This window comes from Vreelandella venusta (assembly GCF_007989605.1).
Classification (GTDB): Bacteria; Pseudomonadota; Gammaproteobacteria; order Pseudomonadales; family Halomonadaceae; genus Vreelandella; species Vreelandella venusta.
Map to the genome: position 1 here is coordinate 1 of NZ_BJUL01000008.1, position 20869 is coordinate 20869.

A 20869-nucleotide genomic window follows, 5' to 3' on the forward strand; every position below is an offset into this window, starting at 1 on the left:
CGCGGAAGAAAAAAGCACTCCCTAGCCCCTGTCACAAAGCGGCCACACCGCACGTCATCCCCGAGCCACCACACCGTCATTCCCGAGTGGGGTGATCGGGAATCCACCTTGTCCTGCAGCAGCCCGAAACCCCAGCCCAACATGGATTCCTGCTAAGGGCCTGCGGGAATGACGAGGGCGGCGCGGAGAAGTGCATAGAACTTCCTTAAAGCAACCGTTTTAATAAATTAAATAACAAGGAGTTACTGGTCCGTGGTGGCGTAAGTGCTGCCTAGCAACTAGTATGAGCGAGTACCTATCATTCAAGCAGCATCTCAGGAGGAGAAGCGATATGAGTACCCCGTTGATGAAGAAGCTTGCAGTTGCGCTACTGATGGCCATGATGATGGGTGGCCTAGCTGCCTGTGATAATCAGGGGCCTGCTGAAGAAGCCGGTGAAAACATTGATGAGAGCATGGAAGATGCGGGCGAAAGCCTAGAAGAGATGGGCGAGAATATTGAAGAGTCTGCTGAGGAGTAAACGAGCGCCTCTTCACCGCGTATCGGTAGCGTATCGTTACGTTACCGATACAAAAACAGCCGCTAAAAAGCGGCTGTTTTGCGTTCTAAGGCAGTTATGCTACTGATCAGATGCGTACATACTGGCTGCCTTTAATGGCTATGAGCTTGGGTTTTGCTCAATACCTTGTAGGTACCAGGGCGCTTGGTCGCGCAGACTACGCGTTAGGTGCCATGTTTCGTTGAACTCAGTTTGCTCACTGTTCTCTTCCAAAATACCGTGGAAAATAACGCTGACTTCGGCATGGTCATCGTACTCTTTGATATCACCTAGTTCAGCAAACAGACGCACCATCTCGGTACGGTTGTTGGCAGGCTGCTCAGCACGCTCCTGGCGCAGTAGATTATAGAGTTCCGGCGTGACGTACTCTTGGATTTGGCTAAAGTCGTTATTATCCCAAGCGCGCTGGAGCTGCATGAAGTGCTCTTTGGCACTGCCCAAAAAACGCTCTTTATCGAACCAGGCCGGCGTGCTTTGTAAGCTGCTCGCCAAACTGCCAGGTGCTGCGGTAAAGCTGCTCGGTGTGTGCTGAGTCTCCTGGCGTTCACGTTGATAGCCTGACGCCGTGGCTGATGCTGGCCGTCGCTGTTGCATAAAGGCGCGGAAAGCGAAGATTGCTAAGGCAACAATTCCAGCCATTAGCAGTATGTCCATAAGGCGCAGCTCATCAAACGCGCCGCCGAAGAAGAGGGCGGCCAGCAAGCCACCGGCGAGTAAGCCTCCCATCATTCCGCCCATGCCGCCACGACGAGGAGTGGTCGCCGCGCCTGCGCTCTGTTGCTGGGTGCCCTGTGTCTGCTGTTGTGTTGGAGTGCTGGCGGGCTTATCCGCCGAGCGAGAAACACTACCCATACTGCTACCGCCGCCTAAGCGTCGCGCTTCGGCATAGTCAACGGCGGCACTTATGCCCATCACGCTGACCAGGAACATAGCAAACAACTGTCGTAACATTTTGATTCTCCATGAGAGATGCAGAAAGTAAGGTGATCCACCTCGGGAGAGGCGTATCGGGAATAAGCAGTGATAAGTTTACCGTGTAAGTGGGGAAACGGGTTAAGGTGTTGTTGTGTATAAAGACAAAAAGAGGTTAAGAAAGTGCGCTTACATCAAGCTCAAAGTTTGTTACTCATTGTCGACTTTCAAGCGGGGCTCTTGCCCGTGATTGATGGAGGTCAATCAGCGATTGAAGAAGCTGCTTGGTTGGCTAGTGTTGCTAATGCAGTAAACGTCCCTGTTTGGCTAACTGAGCAGTATCCAGAGAGGCTCGGTGGTACTGCTCCAGCGTTATTAAATGCACTCGGCGATCATCGCATTTGGCAAAAGCATCATTTCAGCGCAATGGAAGAGGCTGCGTTTGCTGAAGCACTTGCCGAACATGGGGCTAAACAAGTGATTCTTTGCGGCACGGAAGCTCATATCTGCGTTTTGCAAAGTGCGCTTGGCTTGTTAGAAGCGGGGTATCAAGTGTTTTGGCTGAGCGAAGCGACGGCGAGCCGTCGCAGTGATGAGGCCCGCCTTGCTCGGGAGCGCGCTTGTGCTAACGGAGCGGTGGCGGTGACAGCAGACATGGTGGCCTATGAATGGCTATATCGCTGTGATACGCCACTGTTCAAAGATGTCCATCAACGCTTTCTAAAGCCGCGCTCGGCGCGCGCTGTGACTTTCTTCTAATGAGTGCGTTTATTGACGAGCATTTTCGTTACGGGTGAACACTAAGGTGTCACCTTGAGAGGCCGTAGGATCAAACCGATACCCAGCCACGTCAAAAGCAGTGAGTTGCTCGGGATCGTTGATTTGTTGTTGGATAATCCATGCGCTCATCAAGCCGCGGGCTTTTTTTGCATAAAAACTAATGATTTTGAACGAGCCGTTTTTCTCGTCTTTGAAAACGGGGGTGATGATCCGAGCGGCTAGCTTTTTCGTATCGATCGCCTTGAAGTATTCGTTAGAGGCAAGGTTGACCAGTACGTTTGAGCCACTTTCTGCAATGGCGCTATTAAGCGCTTGCGTTAACGTTGGCTTCCAGTAAGCGTAAAGGTCCTTGCCAGCGTCGTTGGGCAGTTTGGTGCCCATCTCCAGCCGATAGGCCTGGATTAGGTCCAGTGGACGCAGCAAGCCGTATAGCCCCGATAGAATGCGTAGGTGTTGCTGAGCAAAAAGGTTGTCGTCATCGCTAAAGGTGTTGGCTTCTAACCCTGTGTAGACATCTCCTTGGAAAGCCTGAACCGCTGGCTTGGCATTATCCAAGGTGAACGGCGGTTGCCAGTCAGCGAAGCGTGCAGCGTTAAGGCCCGCCAATTTATCGCTGATGCCCATTAAATCGCTGAGTTGTTGTGGTGAATAATCGCGCAGAATCTCAATTAATGGTTGGCTATGGTCGAGAAAGTCGGGCTGGGTGACCTTATCGGTTGTTGAGGGTGTCTCAAAGTCTAGCGTTTTGGCGGGGGAAATAACGCTCAGCATGGCGTGCTCCTTATGCCGTGACAGAAAAGAGGAAGAAGTGACTGATACGATTATACCAAGCCTCGGCGATGGCCGAGGCTATCGGTTTGATAGTGAAAACGTGATTAGGGGCAGGGGTTAGGCATCCGACGATGGATGTCGTCGATCGCGGTGAGCACTTCTTCATCCAGCTTAAGGCTCTCGCTGTCGAGGTTGCTTTCAAGCTGATCCATCGTGGTGGCGCCAATAATATTGCTGGTCAGGAAATGGCGAGAGTTTACAAATGCCAGCGCCATTTGGGCAGGATCCAAGTCATGCGCCCTGGCCAGTTGAACGTAGGCCTGCGTTGCCGCTTCTGCTTCTGGCGAGGTATAGCGTTTAAACCGCTCATAAAGCGTCAAGCGCCCTTTCGGTGGCTGTGCACCATCAAGGTACTTACCCGACAGCACACCAAAGCCCAGCGGCGAGTAAGCGAGTAAGCCCACGTCTTCACGGTGAGCGATTTCAGCGAGACCGACTTCAAACGAACGGTTAAGTAAGTTATAGGGGTTTTGAATAGATGCGACCCGCGGCAGCCCCAACTGCTCAGATAACTGCAGCATGCGCATAACTCCCCATGGCGTTTCATTAGAAAGGCCAATGGCGCGGACTTTTCCGGCATCAACAAGTTCTTTTAGTGCTGACAGTGTTTCTTCTAGCGGCGTTGCGTCTTCTTGCTCTTCATGGGTATAACCCAGCTGGCCAAAAAAGTTGGTTTTTCGGTCTGGCCAGTGCAATTGATAGAGATCGATATAGTCAGTGTTGAGACGTGCAAGGCTGGTTTCAACAGCTTGATGTAGATGGTCGCGAGTCATTCTTGGACCACCACGAATATGGTCTAAGCCAGGGCCAGCGGCTTTGGTAGCAATAATGACATCGTCTCTGGCACTGCGGGCTTTCAGCCAACTGCCAATATAAGACTCTGTAAGCCCTTGCGTTTCAGCCTTTGGTGGAACCGGGTACATTTCAGCGGTATCAATAAAATTGATGCCAAAAGCGACTGCGCGATCAAGCTGCTCGTGGGCTTCTGATTCACTATTTTGTTCGCCGAAGGTCATGGTGCCTAAGCAAAGTCGGCTGACCTCCATCCCGGTTCTACCCAGTGGGCGCGTTTGCATTATCGTCTCCTCAATGAAGCGAAATTGCCTCAGGATATTCGGTGATAAACGCCGTAAATAACGGCGCGTGACAGGCATGTTAGCGAGGCGCTACAAAAGCAGCAAATCAATAGGGTTGAGTAAGCGCAAAGGCAGGCGTATGCTTGCCAGCCCATCGACCAGCCTAGCGCTGGTTAATCGTATGGTTAGCGGTCAGATCGTAGCAGTGATGGCTAGCCGAGGATCTCAACAGATAGGCAGGGTGGTTTGCCATGCCGCAGGCATCAACTTTGTTTACCCGGTTAGAGTTTCGCCTAGCCGAACAGCTGTTTCATACTCGCTGGTTATTGCCGCGTTCACCGCGCACCCAGCGGTTGACGATGCGCTTGTTTAAACGCTGTGCAGAAGCGGGGCATCCGGACGCACAGTCGATCTACGGCCACATGCTGTTTCATCGCAGCTTGTCGCCGCAGGATAAGGCGCGTGGCGCACGTTATGTGCTAGAAGCGGCTCAGGCTGGCGATATAAGATCACAGTATCAAGCAGCGCAAATTCATGAGCATGGGTGTGTTCAGTATCCGCGGCGCGAGGATTACGCGGTAACGTGGTATGCCCGAGCTGCTCAGTCAGGCCATTATTTGGCCGCAGAGCGATTAGCGCGCGCCTATCGGCTAGGTGAGCTAGGCTTGGCTGTAGACGGCGAGCAAGCGGCCTACTGGCAACGCTTGGCTGATCGTCAGTCAACGACGGAAATGGCGGCCGCCTAGAAGAAAGTCAGTGGTTTGGCCGCTGAGATCAGTGAATGAGGAAATCAGTGTCCGAGACGCTACCGACAGTGCTAGATATTGAAGCGTCCGGATTTGGGCGCGGCAGCTATCCTATTGAAGTTGGCATTGCGCGTGCCGACGGTAGCTGCTGCGCGTTTCTCATTCAGCCGTTGGCGGAGTGGACGCATTGGGACTCCAAAGCTGAACTTTTACACGGAATCTCCCGAGCTCGGTTACAGCGAGAAGGCTACCCTGTACGCCAAGTGGCGCAGTGGCTAAACGACGAACTGCGTGAGATAGGCAAGGCTTATAGTGATAGCTGGGGATACGATAACACCTGGTTGTCGCTGCTGTTTCACCATGCGGGAATGCTGCCGCGTTTCCGTTTAGAAGCATTGCGGATTTTGCTCAGCGAAGAGCAGCAAGCTCTGTGGAGTAACACAAAGGAAGCGGTTATCGCCGAGCGTGGTATACACCGTCACCGCGCGGGCGAGGATGCTCGTCTGTTACAGCTCACTTATCAGCGTACCTATCTACTAGCTGAAGGCACTAAACGCTGATACCGGGAGTGTTCTTAGGACGGAGCATCAGTGCTGGTTGTAAACGCTACTCTTAATGACTGCCCTTAATCACTCTATCTCTTTAACACTATCGGCTTACGCTGAGCCAAGCTGTGTTTCTAATGCAGCCAGTAGTTGGTTGGGCGTGGGCGCATCCATCAACATATCGCGTGTTGTTTGGGCTAAAAAACCGTGGCTGACGGTACTATCCAAAAAGGTAAGCAGTGGGGCATAAAAGCCATCGGTATCGAGTAGGCCCATGGGCTTTTCGTGAAGTCCTAAATAGCCCCAGGTCCAGATTTCAAACAGCTCTTCAAAGGTGCCTATGCCGCCAGGTAGGGCAATAAAGGCATCAGCATTGGCGGCCATGGTCGCTTTGCGCTCATGCATATTTGGCACGCGTATCAGCTCAGTCAAGCCAAAGTGTGCCTGCTCGCGATCAACAAGGTGATCGGGCATCACGCCGATCACTTTACCGCCTGCCTCTAGCGCCGCATTGGCGAGCGCCCCCATCAAACCAATACGGGCACCGCCATAAACAAGCGTGTGTCCGTGGTCGGCAATGGCGGTGCCAAGTGCGTTGGCGGCCTGGCGAAAAGCGGGGGTATTCCCTTCACGCGAGCCGAGATATACACAAATTCGTGCCATGGTAAGCGTCCTTATGACAGGTCAGCTGCTGATAAATGGGCGGTGAGTTATCAAGCCATGAATGTGCCCGTTAGCGTAGGCAGCGCTGAACGTTGTAGTGCTCATCCATCCATTGCCCGATCACGTTATTACCGCATAAATGGTGGGCATACTGAGTGTGCAAGCAGCGTACCTGTTGCCAGTTGCTAATGCCGCCCACACCTCGTTCGGTGAGAACATCGCTATAGCCAAGCTTAGCGACTTCATCGCGTTGGGCATCGCTCATATACGCCCAACGTGCCTTAACGTAATCGTGATGGCTTTGTTGGTAAGCATCCAGAAACTCAGGCTCTTCCTGAAGGCGCTGCTCCAGCGACTTAATGACACCTACGGCTTCAATTCGTGAGATCTCAATTTTGAGTAGGTCGGAGCATAGCCAGTAAAGGGTGGGAAACGGTTTGCCATCGACAATTGGCGCCATACGCAGCACCAGCGGAGTGCCGTGGGCATCGGTAGCCGCAACGGCTTCAATACCGCGAGGAGCACGCCCGAGCTGTTGCGTGATAATAGCTAGCTGGCGCTCATCGGGCGCTTGGTCGGTACGGATTACCATTGCGTTGATGTCTCACTTTCGGTCATCTTGAATAAACTTATTTGAGCGACCAACGGCGCGGAAGAAACAGCGATTAAGCTGTTCAGGTGTGGCGACATAGCACCACTTCTCTTCGCAATATTCTGCGGCTCGCGCCATTAATACATCGTAAAGTCGATTGAACGGGGCATCATAATCGTACGGGTCTGCGCCGAACAAGCGGATATGCGGGTAGTCAGCAAAGCGCTCCATAAAATAGCGCTCAAGGTCGGCTTCAACGGCGCGATGCTGCGCCGTATTATCCGGATCGATCCAGAGATTATAACGGATTGCCATGGGAATTTCCCTGGGCCCCACCGAGCGGAGGGGAGTGAGTTAAGCTGGCGTTGGCGCGCTGTGTAAGTGTGCGGATAGCGCATCACGCAAGTCACCTTCAATAGGTACCGCACGTTTTTCTTGATGGTCGTATTGCACCAGTACGGTATGCCCCACATTAGTCAGCGTGCCATCTTGGCGCGCCTCCTGAGTCACTGTAAACGAGCTGGTACCTAAACGTGTCAAATAGGTACGTAATTCGATGTCGTGGCCGTAGAACAGTTCAGCACGGTAATCAACTTCCATTCGCGCCATAATCAAACGCCACTGTTTAGGGTTGAGGTCTGGCGTAAACAGCCTGAATAAATCGTTACGTGCTAGCTCAAACCAAGCTGGCAGACGGGTATTATTAATATGGCCTAGTGCATCGGTATCGTAAAAAGCCGGCTCAATCATACGGGTGAACATCAGGAGATCCTTATTGGTTGTCAGCAATTCAGGCTAACCAGAATTACCCCTAGCGAGCGCTTGGTCAAGTGGCGCGACGTTGATACCAGGCGGTGAACTGCATCCAGCCAAGTAGCCACAGTGTGGCGGTTGCAAACCCCGCTAATGTTCCCCAGAAAAGGCCTAACGTGCTGTAAGTTAAAGAAACGCACAGCGTATAGCTCAGCAATGAGCCAAGCCCCATGGGGTAGTGTTTGATCACGGTTGCTGCTGGCGCGAACCCATAGTTTAAATGCAGGATGAGCAGAAAAGGCAGCATGGTGACTGGAAAAGCTGCTAGCGTACCCGCCCAGGCGGGGGGCAACCAATGAGCAAGCCAGGTAATCACAAAAACGATGGCGGTAGCCAAGCATGCTCGCGCGGCAAGTGCGGTAAGCGAAAAGGCACGACTGGCGGGGCTTTTTACATCAGGAATACTGCGAAATAATAGGCTAAATACAACGATAGCGCCGAGTGTGAGCAGCGTACCGCTAAGTCGCGTAAAATTGAACTGGGCAAGCACAGTGCTAACCGCGAACCATGCAATAAAGCCGCCTGCTAAGCCACCCGCGATGCCTTTGAATCCTGGCTGACGACCTGACACTACATAGCCTGCGACGAAAGCCATTGTGGCGGTGAAGCCTGCCAGTGTATGTACCGCGCTTTGAGTTGCAAAAAGCGGGGAGATTTCTAAGCCAATAAAAAACAGCGCTAACGCGGTGCCTAGTGGGTAACCCGCCAGTAGCCCCGCTATACGGGGGCTGGCACGCACCGCAACGGCGCCAAGCCCGAGCACCATGCCAATTGAGAGGCCTAGTTTTGCCAGTTGCCAAGTGAGAGGAACCTCTATCATGCGGTGTTTTCCTTGTTGTTATCAAATCACAAAGTCGCGGGTGCGCAAACGCCGTTAGTTACACACCTCGTTAGTAGAAATGTTCGCTAGCTATACCAGACGGAGGCCCTGTTGATCGCGCCAAGCGGCCTCTAAGGCATTTTCGAGCGGCACTTTTAAGTGGGGCGGCAATGCATCATGAGCGGCTTGCAGCGAATCAAATGAGCGGTTGCGCAGCCAGCAGTAAGCCCAGGCGCAGGCCTCCGCATCACTTTGTGGAGTGGGGCGGGCGGGCATTTGGTTGAGTAAAAATACCGCGGTGCGAGGGGCCCAGAGTGGTATTTCACCATGTTCTTCATGGCTCCACTGCTCAAGTGTGGCGCCACTTGGTGTCTCATCGGGTGTGCCCAGTTTTGCAACCCGCGCTGTTTCAGCCAAAATGAGTGCCAGTTGATCCGTATCGGCTTGGCCAAGTGAACGCCACTGCCGCAACAACGCCGATAGTCCCGCGCGCATCTTGGTATAAAAGTCATCTTGCGGCATGCTCAATAGTTACTCCCAAGAACATAAGTGAGATTAATTATGGCGTTTGATTTTGTCACGCCCGTCGAACGACGCTCTCCCGAAGGGGGGTACGCCTCACAAAAATGGCATCGCTATGATGCAAATGTACTGCCGTTGTGGGTGGCAGATATGGATTTTTGCTCACCGCCCGCCGTGATTGAGGCGCTACGTGCCCGGGTGGAGCACGGTGTCTATGGCTATGGCGAGGTGCCCGATACGTTAACCGAAGCCCTCTGCCAGTGGAGCGCCCATCATTACGATTGGTCGATTCAGCCTGATTGGCAGCAGTGGTTGCCTGGGGTTGTGCCCGCGTTGCATTTTGCGGCGATGGCGCTCACCAAGCCCGGTGACGGGGTGCTTACAATTGCCCCTATTTATCCACCTTTCCTGGCCGTTGCAGAGCGCACAGGACGGCTGGCCCAGCAGGCGATGTTAGCTGAGCCAGCGTCCCCTGGCGAGCCTTGGCAGTTGGATATTGACGCGCTAGAAGCCGCGATAACACCGCAAACCCGCCTACTGCTGTGGTGCCACCCGCACAATCCAACAGGGCGTGTATGGAGTGACCGGGAGCTTACCAAGTTGGCCGCCGTCGTTGAGCGGCATGATTTATGGGTGGTCTCTGATGAGTTGCACTGTGATCTACTGCTAGACGAGGGAGCGCAACATCGCCCCTTGGCTGCTATGATCCCGGCACTGGCTAAACGCACGATCACGCTATGGGCGCCGTCAAAAACGTTCAACCTTGCGGGGCTGACCAGTGCCTGTGCCATTATCCCTGATGCTGAGCTGCGAAAGCGTTTTGCTGAGGCCACAAAAGGCTTTTTACCTGATGGCAATGTGCTGGGGCTGGTTGCTGCTGAAGCGGCTTATCGCGAAGGTGAACCCTGGCGCCAAGCGCTGTTAGCGGTACTGCGTGATCACCGCGCTACGCTGCAGGCACGGGTAGCGTTATGGCCGGGAGTGACCATGAGCGAGCCGGAGTCCACTTATCTTGCGTGGCTGGATATGCGCGAGGCGGGGCTAGGCGATTCGCCCGCCAAGGCATTACTGGAAAGGGCGGGCGTAGCGCTGTCTGATGGGGCTGCGTTTGGCTGCCCTGGGTTTGTGCGGCTTAATTTTGGTACTACCGCTTCGCAATTGGAAGCGGCGTTAGCAAGAATGGATGAGTTGCTGAAAGCCTGATCAGAACTAATTAATACAACAGAGCAAATAGTTTGCGCCGATAGGTAACGGTTAGCGGGTGGTCGGCACCCAAAGCGTCGAATACTTGCAATAAGGTTTTGCGGGCCGCGTCGTCGTTATAGGCGCGGTCATCTTTCATTAAACCAAGCAGCCCCTCAAGGCCTGTTTCGTATTGGCCATCGGCAACATGGCGCAGTGCACGCTGGTAGCGCGCTTCACTGTCGTTGCGATCACCCAGCGCGGCGACGTCTTCGACAGAAAGAGCCTGCTCGCTAAATTCGATACTGGCTCGCACACCGCGGGCAGGTGAGGCATCGCGCTCTTCGGGGGGTAAGTTGTCGAGCACACTGCGAGCTTCATCTCCACGCTTTTCAGCCACCAGTGCCCTTGCAAGGCTGATTTGGTAGGCGTAGTGCTCTGGATACTGGCTAATCAGGGTTTGATAAATTTCGCGTGCGCCTGCTGCATCGCCCGCTGCTAATGCCTCTTCGGCTTGATCTTCTGGACTGGGCGGTGCATCGCCTGGGGCTGGGAAGTAGCGGTTTAGCCACTCGCGCACTTCCTTCTCAGGTAGTACGCCTTGGAAACTATCGACCAAGCCTCCTTGGCTAACGAGCTTAACATCGGGGGTCGAGCGAACACCTAACTGGCTAGCGATTTCCGGGTTAGCTTCAACATCCAGCTTGCCAAGCAGGAAGGCGCCCGCGTACTCAACGGCTAGCTTTTCCAATACCGATAGCAGAGCGTTGCCGCTGGCGTTGGAAGGTGAATGACAGCCCAGTAGCACTGGCACCTGCATCGATGCTTCAAGTACTTGCTGAATATTGCCAGCGTCAAGCTCAATAATAACTTCTTCAGCTGTCACGGAAGGACGAGCTGTGCCCGCTTCTTCGTTGTTGATATTAGCAGGTTCCGCGGTCAACGGATTGCCGGTACGGGGATCAATAATGGACATGGCTAGGCTCTGCATCGCTTGAAGTGGATTACGTTATGATATGCAGGCAATCGGGGAAGGATTCAAGGAAACAGCGGTAAATAAAGTACCTATCACAAAAAGGGCTGCTCAAGAATCGAAATCAGAGTGACTTGTCAGGCGTTTTAAGAACGACCTCTACTGTTGCATTTGCGACGTACCACTTGGTTTGTAAGAGGGTTTTGTCGCTATTCGGCGTATTCGTGCCAAAATGCGACTCATGAGTAATGCCACCCCGGCACGAGTGAGTGTTCACTGCAGTAATGGGAAACTAAGAAACGCCAGCGCCACCTATACTAATAAAAAGAAAAACTGATGATCTAAGGTGACGGAGGGTAAATCGATGACATCAGACAAATCAAAAGACCAGACAGCAAATCTCCATCGTGCGGGTGAACCGCAAACCCTTGGTTTTCTCCTGCTGGATAATTTCACGTTAATTTCCCTAGCTTCAGCCATTGAGCCTTTGCGGATGGCTAATCAATTATCTGGCCGCGAACTATACCGCTGGTACACCCTAACCCAAGACGGTTTGCCGGTGCGTGCCAGTGATGGGTTGCAGGTAACGCCGGATGCTTCTATGCACGCACCCTTATCGCTAGAGTGGGTCGTTGTGTGCGGAGGAGTGGGGCCTCAGCATAGTGTTACTCGTGAGCATGTGCGTTGGCTTCAGTCGCAGTCGCGTCAACTCAAACGTTTAGGTTCGGTATGTACGGGAAGCTGGGCGCTAGGCCAAGCAGGGCTGCTTGATCACTATGAGACCAGCATCCATTGGGAGTGTTTGGCTTCTATGCAGGAAGCTTTTCCGAATGTCATTCTGACGACCTTTCTGTTTTCGATTGACCGGGATCGATTCACCGCGTCTGGCGGCACAGCACCGCTCGATATGATGCTTAACCTGATTGCTCATGACCATGGACGTGAGCTGTCGGCAGGCATCTCCGAGATGTTTATCTATGAGCGTGTGCGTAACGAGCAGGACCAGCAGCGCGTGCCGCTTAAACATGTGCTGGGCACTACCCAGCCCAAGCTGTTGGAGATCGTCGCTTTGATGGAATCCAACCTTGAGGAGCCGATCGAGCTCGACGAGCTCGCTCGTTATGTCAATGTTTCGCGTCGCCAGTTAGAGCGCCTATTCCAACGCTATCTGCTCTGCTCGCCATCGCGTTATTATCTCAAGCTGCGCTTAGTGCGTGCTAGACAATTGCTTAAGCAAACGCCTTTATCGATTATCGAGATTGCTTCCGTTTGTGGCTTCGTTTCTACGCCCCATTTTTCTAAGTGCTACCGTGAATACTTTGGCGTACCGCCAAGAAATGAGCGCCTCGGGGTGCATGATCGGCAAGCAAATAATCACGCCAAGTCGCCACCGCTGATCAAACGGTGGGGGAGCGAGCCCAATGCCAATGAGCCTTTCTCAAGCGCTCAGCAGGCACTTGCATGTGCTCAGGGAGAGCCTACGTTTGCCAGCGTGACGCTGCTGAGCTGATATTGACTACGCAGCCAACGATGAGAACGTGCTACCCAGCGTCGGGTAGCACGTTTTTTTATATTGCTACCACGCTGCTGCAAATATCAAAAGATCCCAAGTAGCTGTCGTGTTCACGACACAATGACGTTTTTGGAATTTCCGTCGTCGTTTCCAAGAGCAGCCCAAGCCAACGTCAGCGCTATGCTCGCTACATAAATCAATGTTGGAGCTTAGCTATGACACCCTCAGAACTGCACGATGACGCTATCGTCATCGATGGCTTGATTATCGCCAAATGGAATCGTGAGCTGCTTGAGGACATGCGTCGCGGTGGTTTGACGGCGGCTAACTGCACTGTTTCGGTGTGGGAAGGGTTTCAGGCCACGGTCGATAATATCGTCAAGTCAAACCAACTGATGGCCGAGTGTAGTGACCTGGTACGCCCGGTACGCACCACCGCTGATATCACGCGTGCGAAAGAAGAGGGCAAAACTGGAATCATCTTTGGTTTCCAGAATGCGCATGCGTTTGAGGATCAGATTGGCTATGTAGAGATCTTCAAGCAGCTGGGCGTGGGCATTGTACAGATGTGCTACAACACCCAGAATCTAGTGGGAACCGGCTGCTACGAGCGTGACGGCGGCCTGTCTGGCTTTGGGCGTGAAATCGTCGCTGAAATGAACCGTGTCGGCATTATGTGTGACCTCTCTCATGTCGGTGCGAAAACCTCTGAAGAGGTGATTCTCGAATCCAAAAAGCCGGTTTGCTACTCCCACTGCCTGCCCTCCGGGCTCAAAGAGCACCCGCGCAACAAATCCGATCAAGAGCTCAAGTTCATTGCTGATCACGGAGGTTTCGTCGGTGTCACCATGTTCGCACCTTTCCTCAAAAAGGGCATCGACTCCACCATCGAAGACTACTGTGAAGCGATCGAGTACGTCATGAATATCGTTGGTGAAGATGCTATCGGCATCGGTACTGATTTCACCCAAGGACACGGTCAAGAGTTCTTCGAGTGGCTGACTCATGACAAGGGCTATGCCCGTCGTTTGACAGACTTTGGCAAGATCATTAATCCCAAAGGCATTCGCACCATCGGAGAGTTCCCTAATCTCACCGAGGCGCTCCTTAAGCGCGGCTTTAGTGAAACTCAGGTCAGGAAGGTCATGGGTGAGAACTGGGTACGCGTCCTCAAGGATGTCTGGGGCGCCTAAACGCTTGCTCCATAAGATTGATAGGAGCGATGGGATAAGCCTGCTCCTTAGCCAAGAATAATGATGTAGAGGATGATACCCGTGACCAAACTGGCCCCCGCACTGCCTATCGAAGTCGATAGTGAAACCGGCGTCTGGACGACTGATGCGCTGCCGATGCTCTATGTACCACGGCACTTTTTTATCAACAACCATGTGGCCGTTGAAGAGGCGCTAGGTGCTGAAAAGTACGCTGAAATCCTCTATCACGCTGGCTATAAGAGTGCCTGGCACTGGTGTGAGAAAGAAGCCGAGTGCCATGGCCTCGAAGGTGAGGCCGTTTTTGAGCACTACATGCTGCGTCTCTCTCAGCGTGGCTGGGGCCACTTCATCACTGAACAGATTGATCTTGACGCTGGCACGGCTCAGGTGCGGCTAGAACATAGCGCCTTCGTTTACCAACTGGGTAAGGTTGGGCGCAAGGTCGAGTACATGTTCACTGGCTGGTTTGCTGGGGCCATGAATCAAATTCTCGCTGCACGGGGTAGTTCGCTGCGCACCGTTGCTGAGCAGACGCAGAGCGCTGCCGAACCCGGCTGTGATGTCGGCGTCTTCGCTGTCAAACCGCTGCCCGATGCTGCCCACTAACCCTGGGTGTGAGGAGAGATAACCATGGCATTTGACGCAATCTTTGAGCCCATCGAGATCGGCAAGCTGACCATTCGCAACCGTGTGGTCAGTACCGCCCATGCCGAGGTGCATGCCACTGACGGTGGTATGACGACTGAGCGCTACGTCAGGTACTACGAAGAAAAATCCAAGGGTGGCTGTGGCCTGTGTATCTGCGGTGGCTCATCAGTGGTGTCCATTGATAGCCCTCAGGGCTGGTGGAGCTCGGTGAACCTTTCTACCGACCGCATCATTCCACACTTTCAGAACCTGGCGGACGCCGTGCACAAGCATGGTGGCAAGATCATGATCCAGATTACCCATATGGGTCGCCGCTCACGCTGGGATGGCTTCGATTGGTCGACGCTGGTATCCCCCTCTGGCATTCGCGAACCGGTACACCGCTCCACTTGCAAGACTATCGAGGTGGAAGAGATTTGGCGGATTATCGGTGACTTCGCCCAGGCCGCGCGACGGGCCAAAGAGGGCGGGCTCGACGGTGTCGAACTGTCCGCCGTGCACCAGCACCTGATCGACCAGTTCTGGAGCCCTAGGGTCAACAAGCGTACCGACGAGTGGGGCGGTAGTTTCGAAAATCGCATGCGCTTCGGCATGGAAGTACTCAAAGCGGTACGTGCCGAAGTGGGCGATGACTTTGTGGTAGGGATGCGCATTTGTGGTGACGAATTCCACCCGGATGGCCTTTCGCATGAAGACATGAAACAGATCGCCGCTTATTACGATGCCACTAAAATGGTCGACTTTTTCGGCGTCATTGGCTCTGGCTGCGACACCCACAACACACTGGCCAACGTTATTCCCAATATGTCTTTTCCACCGGAGCCTTTTCTACATCTGGCGGCGGGGATCAAGGAAGTGGTGAATGTGCCGGTAATCCACGCCCAGAATATTAAAGACCCCAATCAGGCCCAGCGTATTCTCGAAGGGGGCTACGTGGATCTGGTAGGCATGACCCGGGCGCATATTGCTGATCCTCACCTGATTGCCAAGATCAAGATGGGGCAGATCGATCAGATTAAGCAGTGCGTAGGGGCAAACTACTGCATCGACCGCCAATACCAGGGCCTTGACGTACTGTGTATTCAAAACGCTGCCACCTCGCGGGAATACATGGGGCTGCCGCATATCATTGAAAAGACCGAGGGCGCCAAGCGCAAAGTCGTGGTAGTAGGCGGTGGTCCCGGCGGTATGGAGGCGGCTCGGGTTGCCGCTGAGCGTGGTCATGATGTCACTCTGTTTGAGGCCGCTGATGCCCTGGGTGGACAGATCACTATCGCTGCTCAGGCGCCGCAGCGCGACCAAATCGCCGGTATCACTCGTTGGTATCAGTTGGAGCTGGCACGCCTAAAAGTCGATCTGCGACTAGCGACTCGTGCTGATGAGGCAACCTTGCTTGATCTGCGTCCCGATATCGTGGTGCTCGCCACCGGTGGCCAACCCTTCCTTAGCCAGCACCCGGAATGGGGCTATTCGGAGAATGCCGAGGAGAGTCTGGTGGTCAGCACTTGGGATATTCTCTCAGGCAAGGTGGCACCCGGTAAAAACGTGCTGATTTACGACGCCATCTGCGAATTCTCTGGCGTCTCGGCGGCCGACTATCTGGCGGATAAGGGCGCCAAGGTCGAGATCGTTACTGACGATATCAAACCTGGTGCAGCGGTGGGGGGCACCACCTTTCCCACTTATTACCGCAGCCTATACGAGAAAGAAGTGATCATGTCCTCTGACTTGATGCTGCATAAGGTCTACCGCGAGGGCGACGGCCTAGTGGCAGTGCTCGAAAATGAGTATACCGGTGCTTTGGAAGAGCGCGTGGTTGATCAGGTGGTCGTAGAAAACGGCGTGCGTCCTGACGAGGCACTTTATTACGCCCTTAAAGAGCAGTCCCGCAACAAAGGGCAGGTGGATCTTGAAGCGCTCTATGCGATTCAGCCGCAGCCCCGCCTGAGCGAAGAGGGAGATGGCTTCCTGCTATTCCGTCTGGGCGACTGTACAGCTCCGCGTAACACCCACGCGGCCATCTACGACGCCCTGCGAATCTGCAAGGACTTTTGACCTGAGCGAGAGCCGGGACGCCGGTGGAAGACCGTAGTGAGGGTCATTTGCCATGGCCGTAAAACAGCTCCATACGTTTACGGCATTTCCGCCATCCGTGGCGGCTAGATGGCAAAGGTAGCGCCCAGGAATGGGATTGCAGCGCCCTTGCAGCGGTCTGCCGCCGGAGCAGTCCCGCCGCGACAGATGAGGTGAGTACCATGCTCGATACGCTCTTGCCGATACTGATTTTTACTGCCCTGGCGCTGGCAGTCATCGGCGCTGTACGCCGCATACGCCTGTGGCGTCAGGGTCGCCCCTCACAGGTGAACCTGTTCAAGGGGTTAATGGCTCTGCCGCGCCGCTACTTGGTGGATCTGCACCATGTCGTGGGGCGCGACAAAATGATCTCCAATACCCACGTGGCCACCGCCGGGGGATTTGTGGCTGCCGCCGTGCTGATGATTGTGGTGCATGGTCTTGGTATCGCCAATCCATTGCTAGGCGGGTTGCTGTTACTGGCTAGTGCATCCATGTTCGTTGGTAGCCTGTTCGTAGCGCGTCGGCGGCTTAACCCACCTGCACGGCTCTCCAAAGGCCCTTGGATGCGCCTGCCAAAGAGCCTGATGGCGTTTTCGATAAGCGTCTTCCTGATCACACTGCCCACGGTGGGGCTATTGCCCGAAGGCGTAGTCGCAGGTAGCAGTAGCTGGCTTCTGGCGCTGGTATTAGCGGGCGTCGTGGTTTGGGGGCTGGGCGAAATGTTCTTTGGCATGACCTGGGGAGGCCCAATGAAGCACGCCTTCGCTGGCGCCTTACATCTCGCCTTTCACCGTCGTGCGGAGCGCTTTGGTGGTGGCCGGTCAACGGGGCTCAAAGCGCTGAACCTGGAGGATGAGGCAGCGTCTCTGGGCGTAGAAAAGCCTGCTGACTTTACCTGGAATCAACTGCTGGGCTTCGATGCTTGCGTGCAGTGCGGCCGCTGCGAGGCGGTTTGCCCTGCGTTTGCCGCCGGCCAACCGCTCAATCCTAAAAAGCTGATTCAAGACATGGTAGTGGGATTTGCCGGCGGTAGCGATGCTAGCTATGCAGGTTCTCCTTATCCTGGTAAGCCAGTGGGAGAACACCAGGGCGCTCCCCATGCGCCTATCGTCGCGCCGGTTGTCATGAAAGAGGGCAAGGCGTTGGTTGACGCTGAAACCCTCTGGTCGTGCACCACCTGCCGCGCTTGTGTCGAAGAGTGCCCAATGATGATTGAGCACGTGGATGCGATTGTCGATATGCGTCGCCACCTTACCTTGGAGCGGGGCAAGACGCCCAATAAAGGAGCTGAGGTACTCGACAACCTGATTGCCACCGACAATCCTGGCGGCTTCGACCCAGGCTCACGGCTTAACTGGGCGGCAGATCTAAACCTACCGTTAATGGCCGACCTACAGCAGGTTGATGTGCTGTTGTGGTTAGGGGATGGCGCCTTTGATATGCGTAACCAGCGAACCCTACGCGCCCTGGTGAAAGTGCTGCGTGCTGCTGAAGTAGACTTCGCCGTGTTGGGGACTGAAGAGCGCGACAGCGGCGACGTAGCACGGCGCCTGGGCGATGAAGCGACGTTCCAATCCTTGGCTAAGCGCAATATTGCCACCCTGGCCAAGTATCGCTTCCAGCAGATTGTCACCTGTGATCCGCATAGTTTTCATGTGCTGAGCAATGAGTACGGCGACTTTCTTCAAGAAGGGCAAAATGGCAGCGATTCAAAGGCCAACTACGAAGTGCGACACCACAGTACCTTTATTGCTGAATTGTATGACGCCGGGCGGTTGAACTTCGCTCCCTGGAAAGGTGGCAGCGTTACTTATCATGACCCATGTTACTTGGGGCGCTATAACGGTGAATACGAAGCCCCTCGGCGAGTGCTTAAAGCGCTGGGTATCCAAGTTGCCGAGATGGAGCGCTCAGGGTTCCGTTCGCGCTGCTGTGGCGGTGGTGGTGGGGCGCCAATCACGGATATCCCTGGTGAGCGCCGTATTCCTGATATGCGCATGAATGACGTTAAAGAGAGCGGCGCCGAGCTGGTGGCGGTGGGTTGCCCACAGTGCACTGCCATGTTGGAAGGCGTGGTGGATGCTAGCGCCGAAGTGCGTGATATCGCTGAGCTGGTAGCTGATGCTCTGGTAGAGCGTCCTGCTGGCGATGTGTCTGGTGTATCCCGTCGAAACACTGCAGTGACAACTGCTGAAGAGGTGGCCTTATGAGTGAGATTATTCGCCGCGATCCGCGCCGCGAGTGGATCGCCCGGAACCGTCTTCATCCAGACCACGCCAGTGTGCTCGCCGCTCTTGGTGTCAACAGTGAGGGCGGCGGTGCAGCTAGTGAGTGGCTGGGCCCCAACGGTGTGGTGCGTAAAAATCCTCGCGCCATTGGCTTTATCGGCCCCAATGGCGTCAAACGGATTGATCGTAGCGGCCTTCAGCAAGGAGGGCAGGCCTCCGCGACCACCACGGCGGCTCGTGATAGCCGCCGCAGGGTGACCATTGATCAGCCTGCCTTTATGGTCGCCGTGGTACCCGACCTGACCAGTGGGCGCCTTTCAAGCCACGACAAGGATCTGTTGGGGCTAGCCAGACGTGTGGCAGATGCTGATGCCGAACAGCCTGGCGCTGTGGTAGCGATCTTATTCGGCGAGCATAAGGAGGAGGCGCTTGGCGAAGCCGGAATCGATCGCATCGTGCATCTTGATGATGAGCTTTACGCTGGGTTTGCTCCTGAGGCACGGCTAGCGGTGCTAGGTGCCGTCGAACGTGAAATGGCACCGCGCTTCTGGCTGTTGCCGGACTCGCCTCTAGGTGGGGCTGATCTGGGGCGGCGGCTTGCCTTGCGGCTGGGGGAGCGGGCTGCCACGGGGGTATGGCAGGTGGAAGCTGATAATGAGGCCTCTTTGGGGTGGCGCTGTACTGCCCGTGGTGCCGCTGGGAGCCTGGATATCCAGCGTCCTCTGCCGCGAGTTGCCCTGGCACTGGCCGAGTGCGCCGAGCCGGTGGACGAAACGCGCCACGCGGCGGAGCCTGTGAGTCTGGCGGCGCCTATTCCCACCACCCTATCGCGCATTGAAGATCTGGGGCAGGTGGCAGTGGATCCCGCTGGCGTGGCGCTGGCCGAGGCTGAGTTCATCCTCTCGGGTGGCAACGGTGTTAAACAGTGGGACGCCTTCCATCATGCTGCGAAAGTGCTCGGTGCTACCGAAGGAGCCTCGCGTGTCGCGGTGGATGACGGCTTTATGGCGCGTGATCGCCAGGTAGGCGCGACCGGTACTTGGGTGACCGCCCGAGTCTATATGGCGGTGGGTATTTCCGGTGCTATCCAGCACCTACAGGGCATTCAGCGCTGCGATAAGGTGGTGGCAATCAATCTCGACCCGGGGTGCGACATGATCAAACGCGCTGACCTGGCAGTGATAGGCGACAGCACGCAAATTCTTGCTGCGTTAGTGGCGATGGTGGAACAGCAGCGAGGAGGGCAGCGCGATGCGGCCTGAGCAACAGCAAACACAACAAAAAGCAGGTATCAACGTAGCGGTGCTGGTCTCCATCGGTCGTCACCCCACCACCGGTCGTGCTAGGCGCGCCGAGCAGGATGCCCGCGGTCTGGAACTTGCGCTAGCCGTAGCAGCAGAGCTGCCGGGTAGCCAGATTGACCTGCTGCACGCGGGTTCTAAGGATGTCGACAGCGAGGCCGCTCTACGTGGTTACTTAGGGATGGCCACGGGCGTTGGCATGGGGCTTGAGTCCATGACCTTGCTGGAACAGCCTGAAGGCAGCGATGCTATTTTGCCTCTGGTGGAACATTTGGCCGCTACCTCACCTCAGCTAGTGATCACCGGTGCCCGAGCTGAGCGCGGGGAAGGCTCTGGGCTTTTGCCCTATGCATTGGCAGAACACCTCGGTTGGCCGTTAGTAAATAGCTTAGCGTCCATAGAGACGGTGGAAAATGGCGTGGTAACGCTGCTTCAAGCGTTGCCGCGGGGCCAGCGTCGTCGTCTCAAGGTGCGCCTACCCGCTATCATCAGCGTGGATGAAGCAGCGCCGGCGGCGCGTCAGAGCGCTTTCGGCCCAGCTCGTCGAGCCACCTTCTCGCTAGTACCCACTAGCTCTGAAGCCGACGGTGAGTTGGCCCAGTGGCACTTGGGACCCGCACGAAAACGGCCTAAGCGTCTGAAAATCATCAAAGCCGCCTCAGCAAGAGACCGCTTTAAAGCGGCGGCTTCCAAAGCCGAGGGCAAAGGCGGGCAAGTGCTTATCGATGTTAGCCCCGAGCAAGGTGCAGAGGCGATTTACAAGCTGCTCAAGGAAGAGGACGTGCTACGCTGAAGCCTTTTGATCACGGCATGTTTGTAATCTTAAAGCCCGCCCTTTGTGGCGGGTTTCTTATTAGCTATTTTTAATCGCTGAG

General features: G+C 55.0%; 22 protein-coding genes. 12 read left to right on the top strand and 10 right to left on the bottom strand.

Going from position 1 to position 20869, the window contains the following annotated elements; all coding sequences use genetic code 11:
- Positions 1 to 331: 331 nt before the first annotated feature.
- A complete protein-coding gene (locus HVE01_RS10515) occupies positions 332 to 520 on the top strand; it encodes a hypothetical protein (protein ID WP_120385864.1) in 189 nt (62 codons plus the stop codon).
- Between the two features lie 138 nt (positions 521 to 658).
- Here the strand turns inward: HVE01_RS10515 and HVE01_RS10520 are convergent, their stop codons facing one another.
- Positions 659 to 1510 carry a Tim44 domain-containing protein gene (locus HVE01_RS10520; RefSeq protein WP_146944015.1) on the bottom strand — a complete coding sequence of 284 codons (852 nt, stop codon included), beginning with the start codon at positions 1508 to 1510 and terminating at the stop codon, positions 659 to 661.
- 144 nt (positions 1511 to 1654) lie between these two features.
- Here HVE01_RS10520 and HVE01_RS10525 point away from each other — a divergent pair, with 144 nt between their 5' ends.
- The gene (locus tag HVE01_RS10525; RefSeq protein ID WP_146944017.1) at positions 1655 to 2230 is read left to right on the top strand and encodes an isochorismatase family protein; all 576 of its coding nucleotides are present in this window, start codon (positions 1655 to 1657) and stop codon (positions 2228 to 2230) included.
- A 9-nt stretch (positions 2231 to 2239) separates the two neighbouring features.
- Here the strand turns inward: HVE01_RS10525 and yaaA are convergent, their stop codons facing one another.
- Positions 2240 to 3022: a peroxide stress protein YaaA gene (yaaA, locus tag HVE01_RS10530; RefSeq protein WP_146944019.1), complete on the bottom strand. Its 783-nt coding sequence runs from the start codon at positions 3020 to 3022 to the stop codon at positions 2240 to 2242.
- A gap of 104 nt (positions 3023 to 3126) precedes the next feature.
- The gene (locus HVE01_RS10535; protein ID WP_125745209.1) at positions 3127 to 4158 is read right to left on the bottom strand and encodes an NADP(H)-dependent aldo-keto reductase; all 1032 of its coding nucleotides are present in this window, start codon (positions 4156 to 4158) and stop codon (positions 3127 to 3129) included.
- A 251-nt stretch (positions 4159 to 4409) separates the two neighbouring features.
- Here HVE01_RS10535 and HVE01_RS10540 point away from each other — a divergent pair, with 251 nt between their 5' ends.
- Positions 4410 to 4904, top strand: a complete 495-nt coding sequence (locus tag HVE01_RS10540) for a tetratricopeptide repeat protein (RefSeq protein WP_038480797.1) — start codon at positions 4410 to 4412, stop codon at positions 4902 to 4904.
- A gap of 47 nt (positions 4905 to 4951) precedes the next feature.
- The gene (locus HVE01_RS10545; protein ID WP_125745211.1) at positions 4952 to 5464 is read left to right on the top strand and encodes a hypothetical protein; all 513 of its coding nucleotides are present in this window, start codon (positions 4952 to 4954) and stop codon (positions 5462 to 5464) included.
- 96 nt (positions 5465 to 5560) lie between these two features.
- On the opposite strand, the gene HVE01_RS10550 is transcribed toward HVE01_RS10545, so the two are convergent.
- From HVE01_RS10550 to HVE01_RS10575, 6 genes are all read right to left on the bottom strand, one after another.
- Entirely contained in the window at positions 5561 to 6112 is a 552-nt protein-coding gene (locus tag HVE01_RS10550; protein WP_146944021.1) for an LOG family protein, read from the bottom strand.
- Between the two features lie 70 nt (positions 6113 to 6182).
- Positions 6183 to 6704 carry a DUF501 domain-containing protein gene (locus HVE01_RS10555; RefSeq protein WP_125745215.1) on the bottom strand — a complete coding sequence of 174 codons (522 nt, stop codon included), beginning with the start codon at positions 6702 to 6704 and terminating at the stop codon, positions 6183 to 6185.
- A gap of 12 nt (positions 6705 to 6716) precedes the next feature.
- On the bottom strand, positions 6717 to 7019 hold the full coding sequence (locus HVE01_RS10560; RefSeq protein WP_125745217.1) for a hypothetical protein: 303 nt from the start codon (positions 7017 to 7019) through the stop codon (positions 6717 to 6719).
- A 39-nt stretch (positions 7020 to 7058) separates the two neighbouring features.
- Positions 7059 to 7466 carry an acyl-CoA thioesterase gene (locus tag HVE01_RS10565; protein ID WP_125745219.1) on the bottom strand — a complete coding sequence of 136 codons (408 nt, stop codon included), beginning with the start codon at positions 7464 to 7466 and terminating at the stop codon, positions 7059 to 7061.
- Positions 7467 to 7530: 64 nt separating this feature from the next.
- Entirely contained in the window at positions 7531 to 8337 is an 807-nt protein-coding gene (locus HVE01_RS10570; RefSeq protein ID WP_125745221.1) for a hypothetical protein, read from the bottom strand.
- Between the two features lie 90 nt (positions 8338 to 8427).
- Positions 8428 to 8859 carry a hypothetical protein gene (locus HVE01_RS10575; protein WP_083000801.1) on the bottom strand — a complete coding sequence of 144 codons (432 nt, stop codon included), beginning with the start codon at positions 8857 to 8859 and terminating at the stop codon, positions 8428 to 8430.
- Positions 8860 to 8898: 39 nt separating this feature from the next.
- Between HVE01_RS10575 and HVE01_RS10580 the strand changes: the two genes are divergently transcribed.
- Positions 8899 to 10062, top strand: coding sequence for a MalY/PatB family protein (locus HVE01_RS10580; RefSeq protein ID WP_146944023.1), 1164 nt, complete (start codon positions 8899 to 8901; stop codon positions 10060 to 10062).
- Between the two features lie 10 nt (positions 10063 to 10072).
- On the opposite strand, the gene HVE01_RS10585 is transcribed toward HVE01_RS10580, so the two are convergent.
- Positions 10073 to 11017: a co-chaperone YbbN gene (locus HVE01_RS10585; protein ID WP_146944025.1), complete on the bottom strand. Its 945-nt coding sequence runs from the start codon at positions 11015 to 11017 to the stop codon at positions 10073 to 10075.
- 361 nt (positions 11018 to 11378) lie between these two features.
- On the opposite strand from HVE01_RS10585, the gene gbdR reads away from it, so the two are divergent.
- The 7 genes from gbdR to etfB all read left to right on the top strand — a co-directional run bounded on the left by gbdR (position 11379) and on the right by etfB (position 20787).
- Entirely contained in the window at positions 11379 to 12524 is a 1146-nt protein-coding gene (gene gbdR, locus HVE01_RS10590) for a choline metabolism transcriptional regulator GbdR (protein ID WP_146944027.1), read from the top strand.
- Positions 12525 to 12742: 218 nt separating this feature from the next.
- Positions 12743 to 13720 (top strand): dipeptidase, encoded by a 978-nt coding sequence (locus tag HVE01_RS10595; protein ID WP_089039341.1) that lies wholly within the window; start codon positions 12743 to 12745, stop codon positions 13718 to 13720.
- Positions 13721 to 13801: 81 nt separating this feature from the next.
- Complete coding sequence (locus HVE01_RS10600) at positions 13802 to 14347, top strand: 4-vinyl reductase (protein WP_089040921.1); 546 nt, start codon at positions 13802 to 13804, stop codon at positions 14345 to 14347.
- 24 nt (positions 14348 to 14371) lie between these two features.
- Positions 14372 to 16444 (top strand): dimethylglycine demethylation protein DgcA, encoded by a 2073-nt coding sequence (dgcA, locus tag HVE01_RS10605; protein WP_146944029.1) that lies wholly within the window; start codon positions 14372 to 14374, stop codon positions 16442 to 16444.
- Positions 16445 to 16644: 200 nt separating this feature from the next.
- Complete coding sequence (locus tag HVE01_RS10610; protein WP_146944031.1) at positions 16645 to 18675, top strand: (Fe-S)-binding protein; 2031 nt, start codon at positions 16645 to 16647, stop codon at positions 18673 to 18675.
- Entirely contained in the window at positions 18672 to 19955 is a 1284-nt protein-coding gene (etfA, locus tag HVE01_RS10615; protein ID WP_146944033.1) for an electron transfer flavoprotein subunit alpha, read from the top strand. The genes HVE01_RS10610 and etfA overlap by 4 nt, the downstream gene beginning before the upstream one ends.
- Positions 19945 to 20787: an electron transfer flavoprotein subunit beta gene (gene etfB / locus HVE01_RS10620; protein ID WP_146944035.1), complete on the top strand. Its 843-nt coding sequence runs from the start codon at positions 19945 to 19947 to the stop codon at positions 20785 to 20787. The genes etfA and etfB overlap by 11 nt, the downstream gene beginning before the upstream one ends.
- Positions 20788 to 20869: the final 82 nt, after the last annotated feature.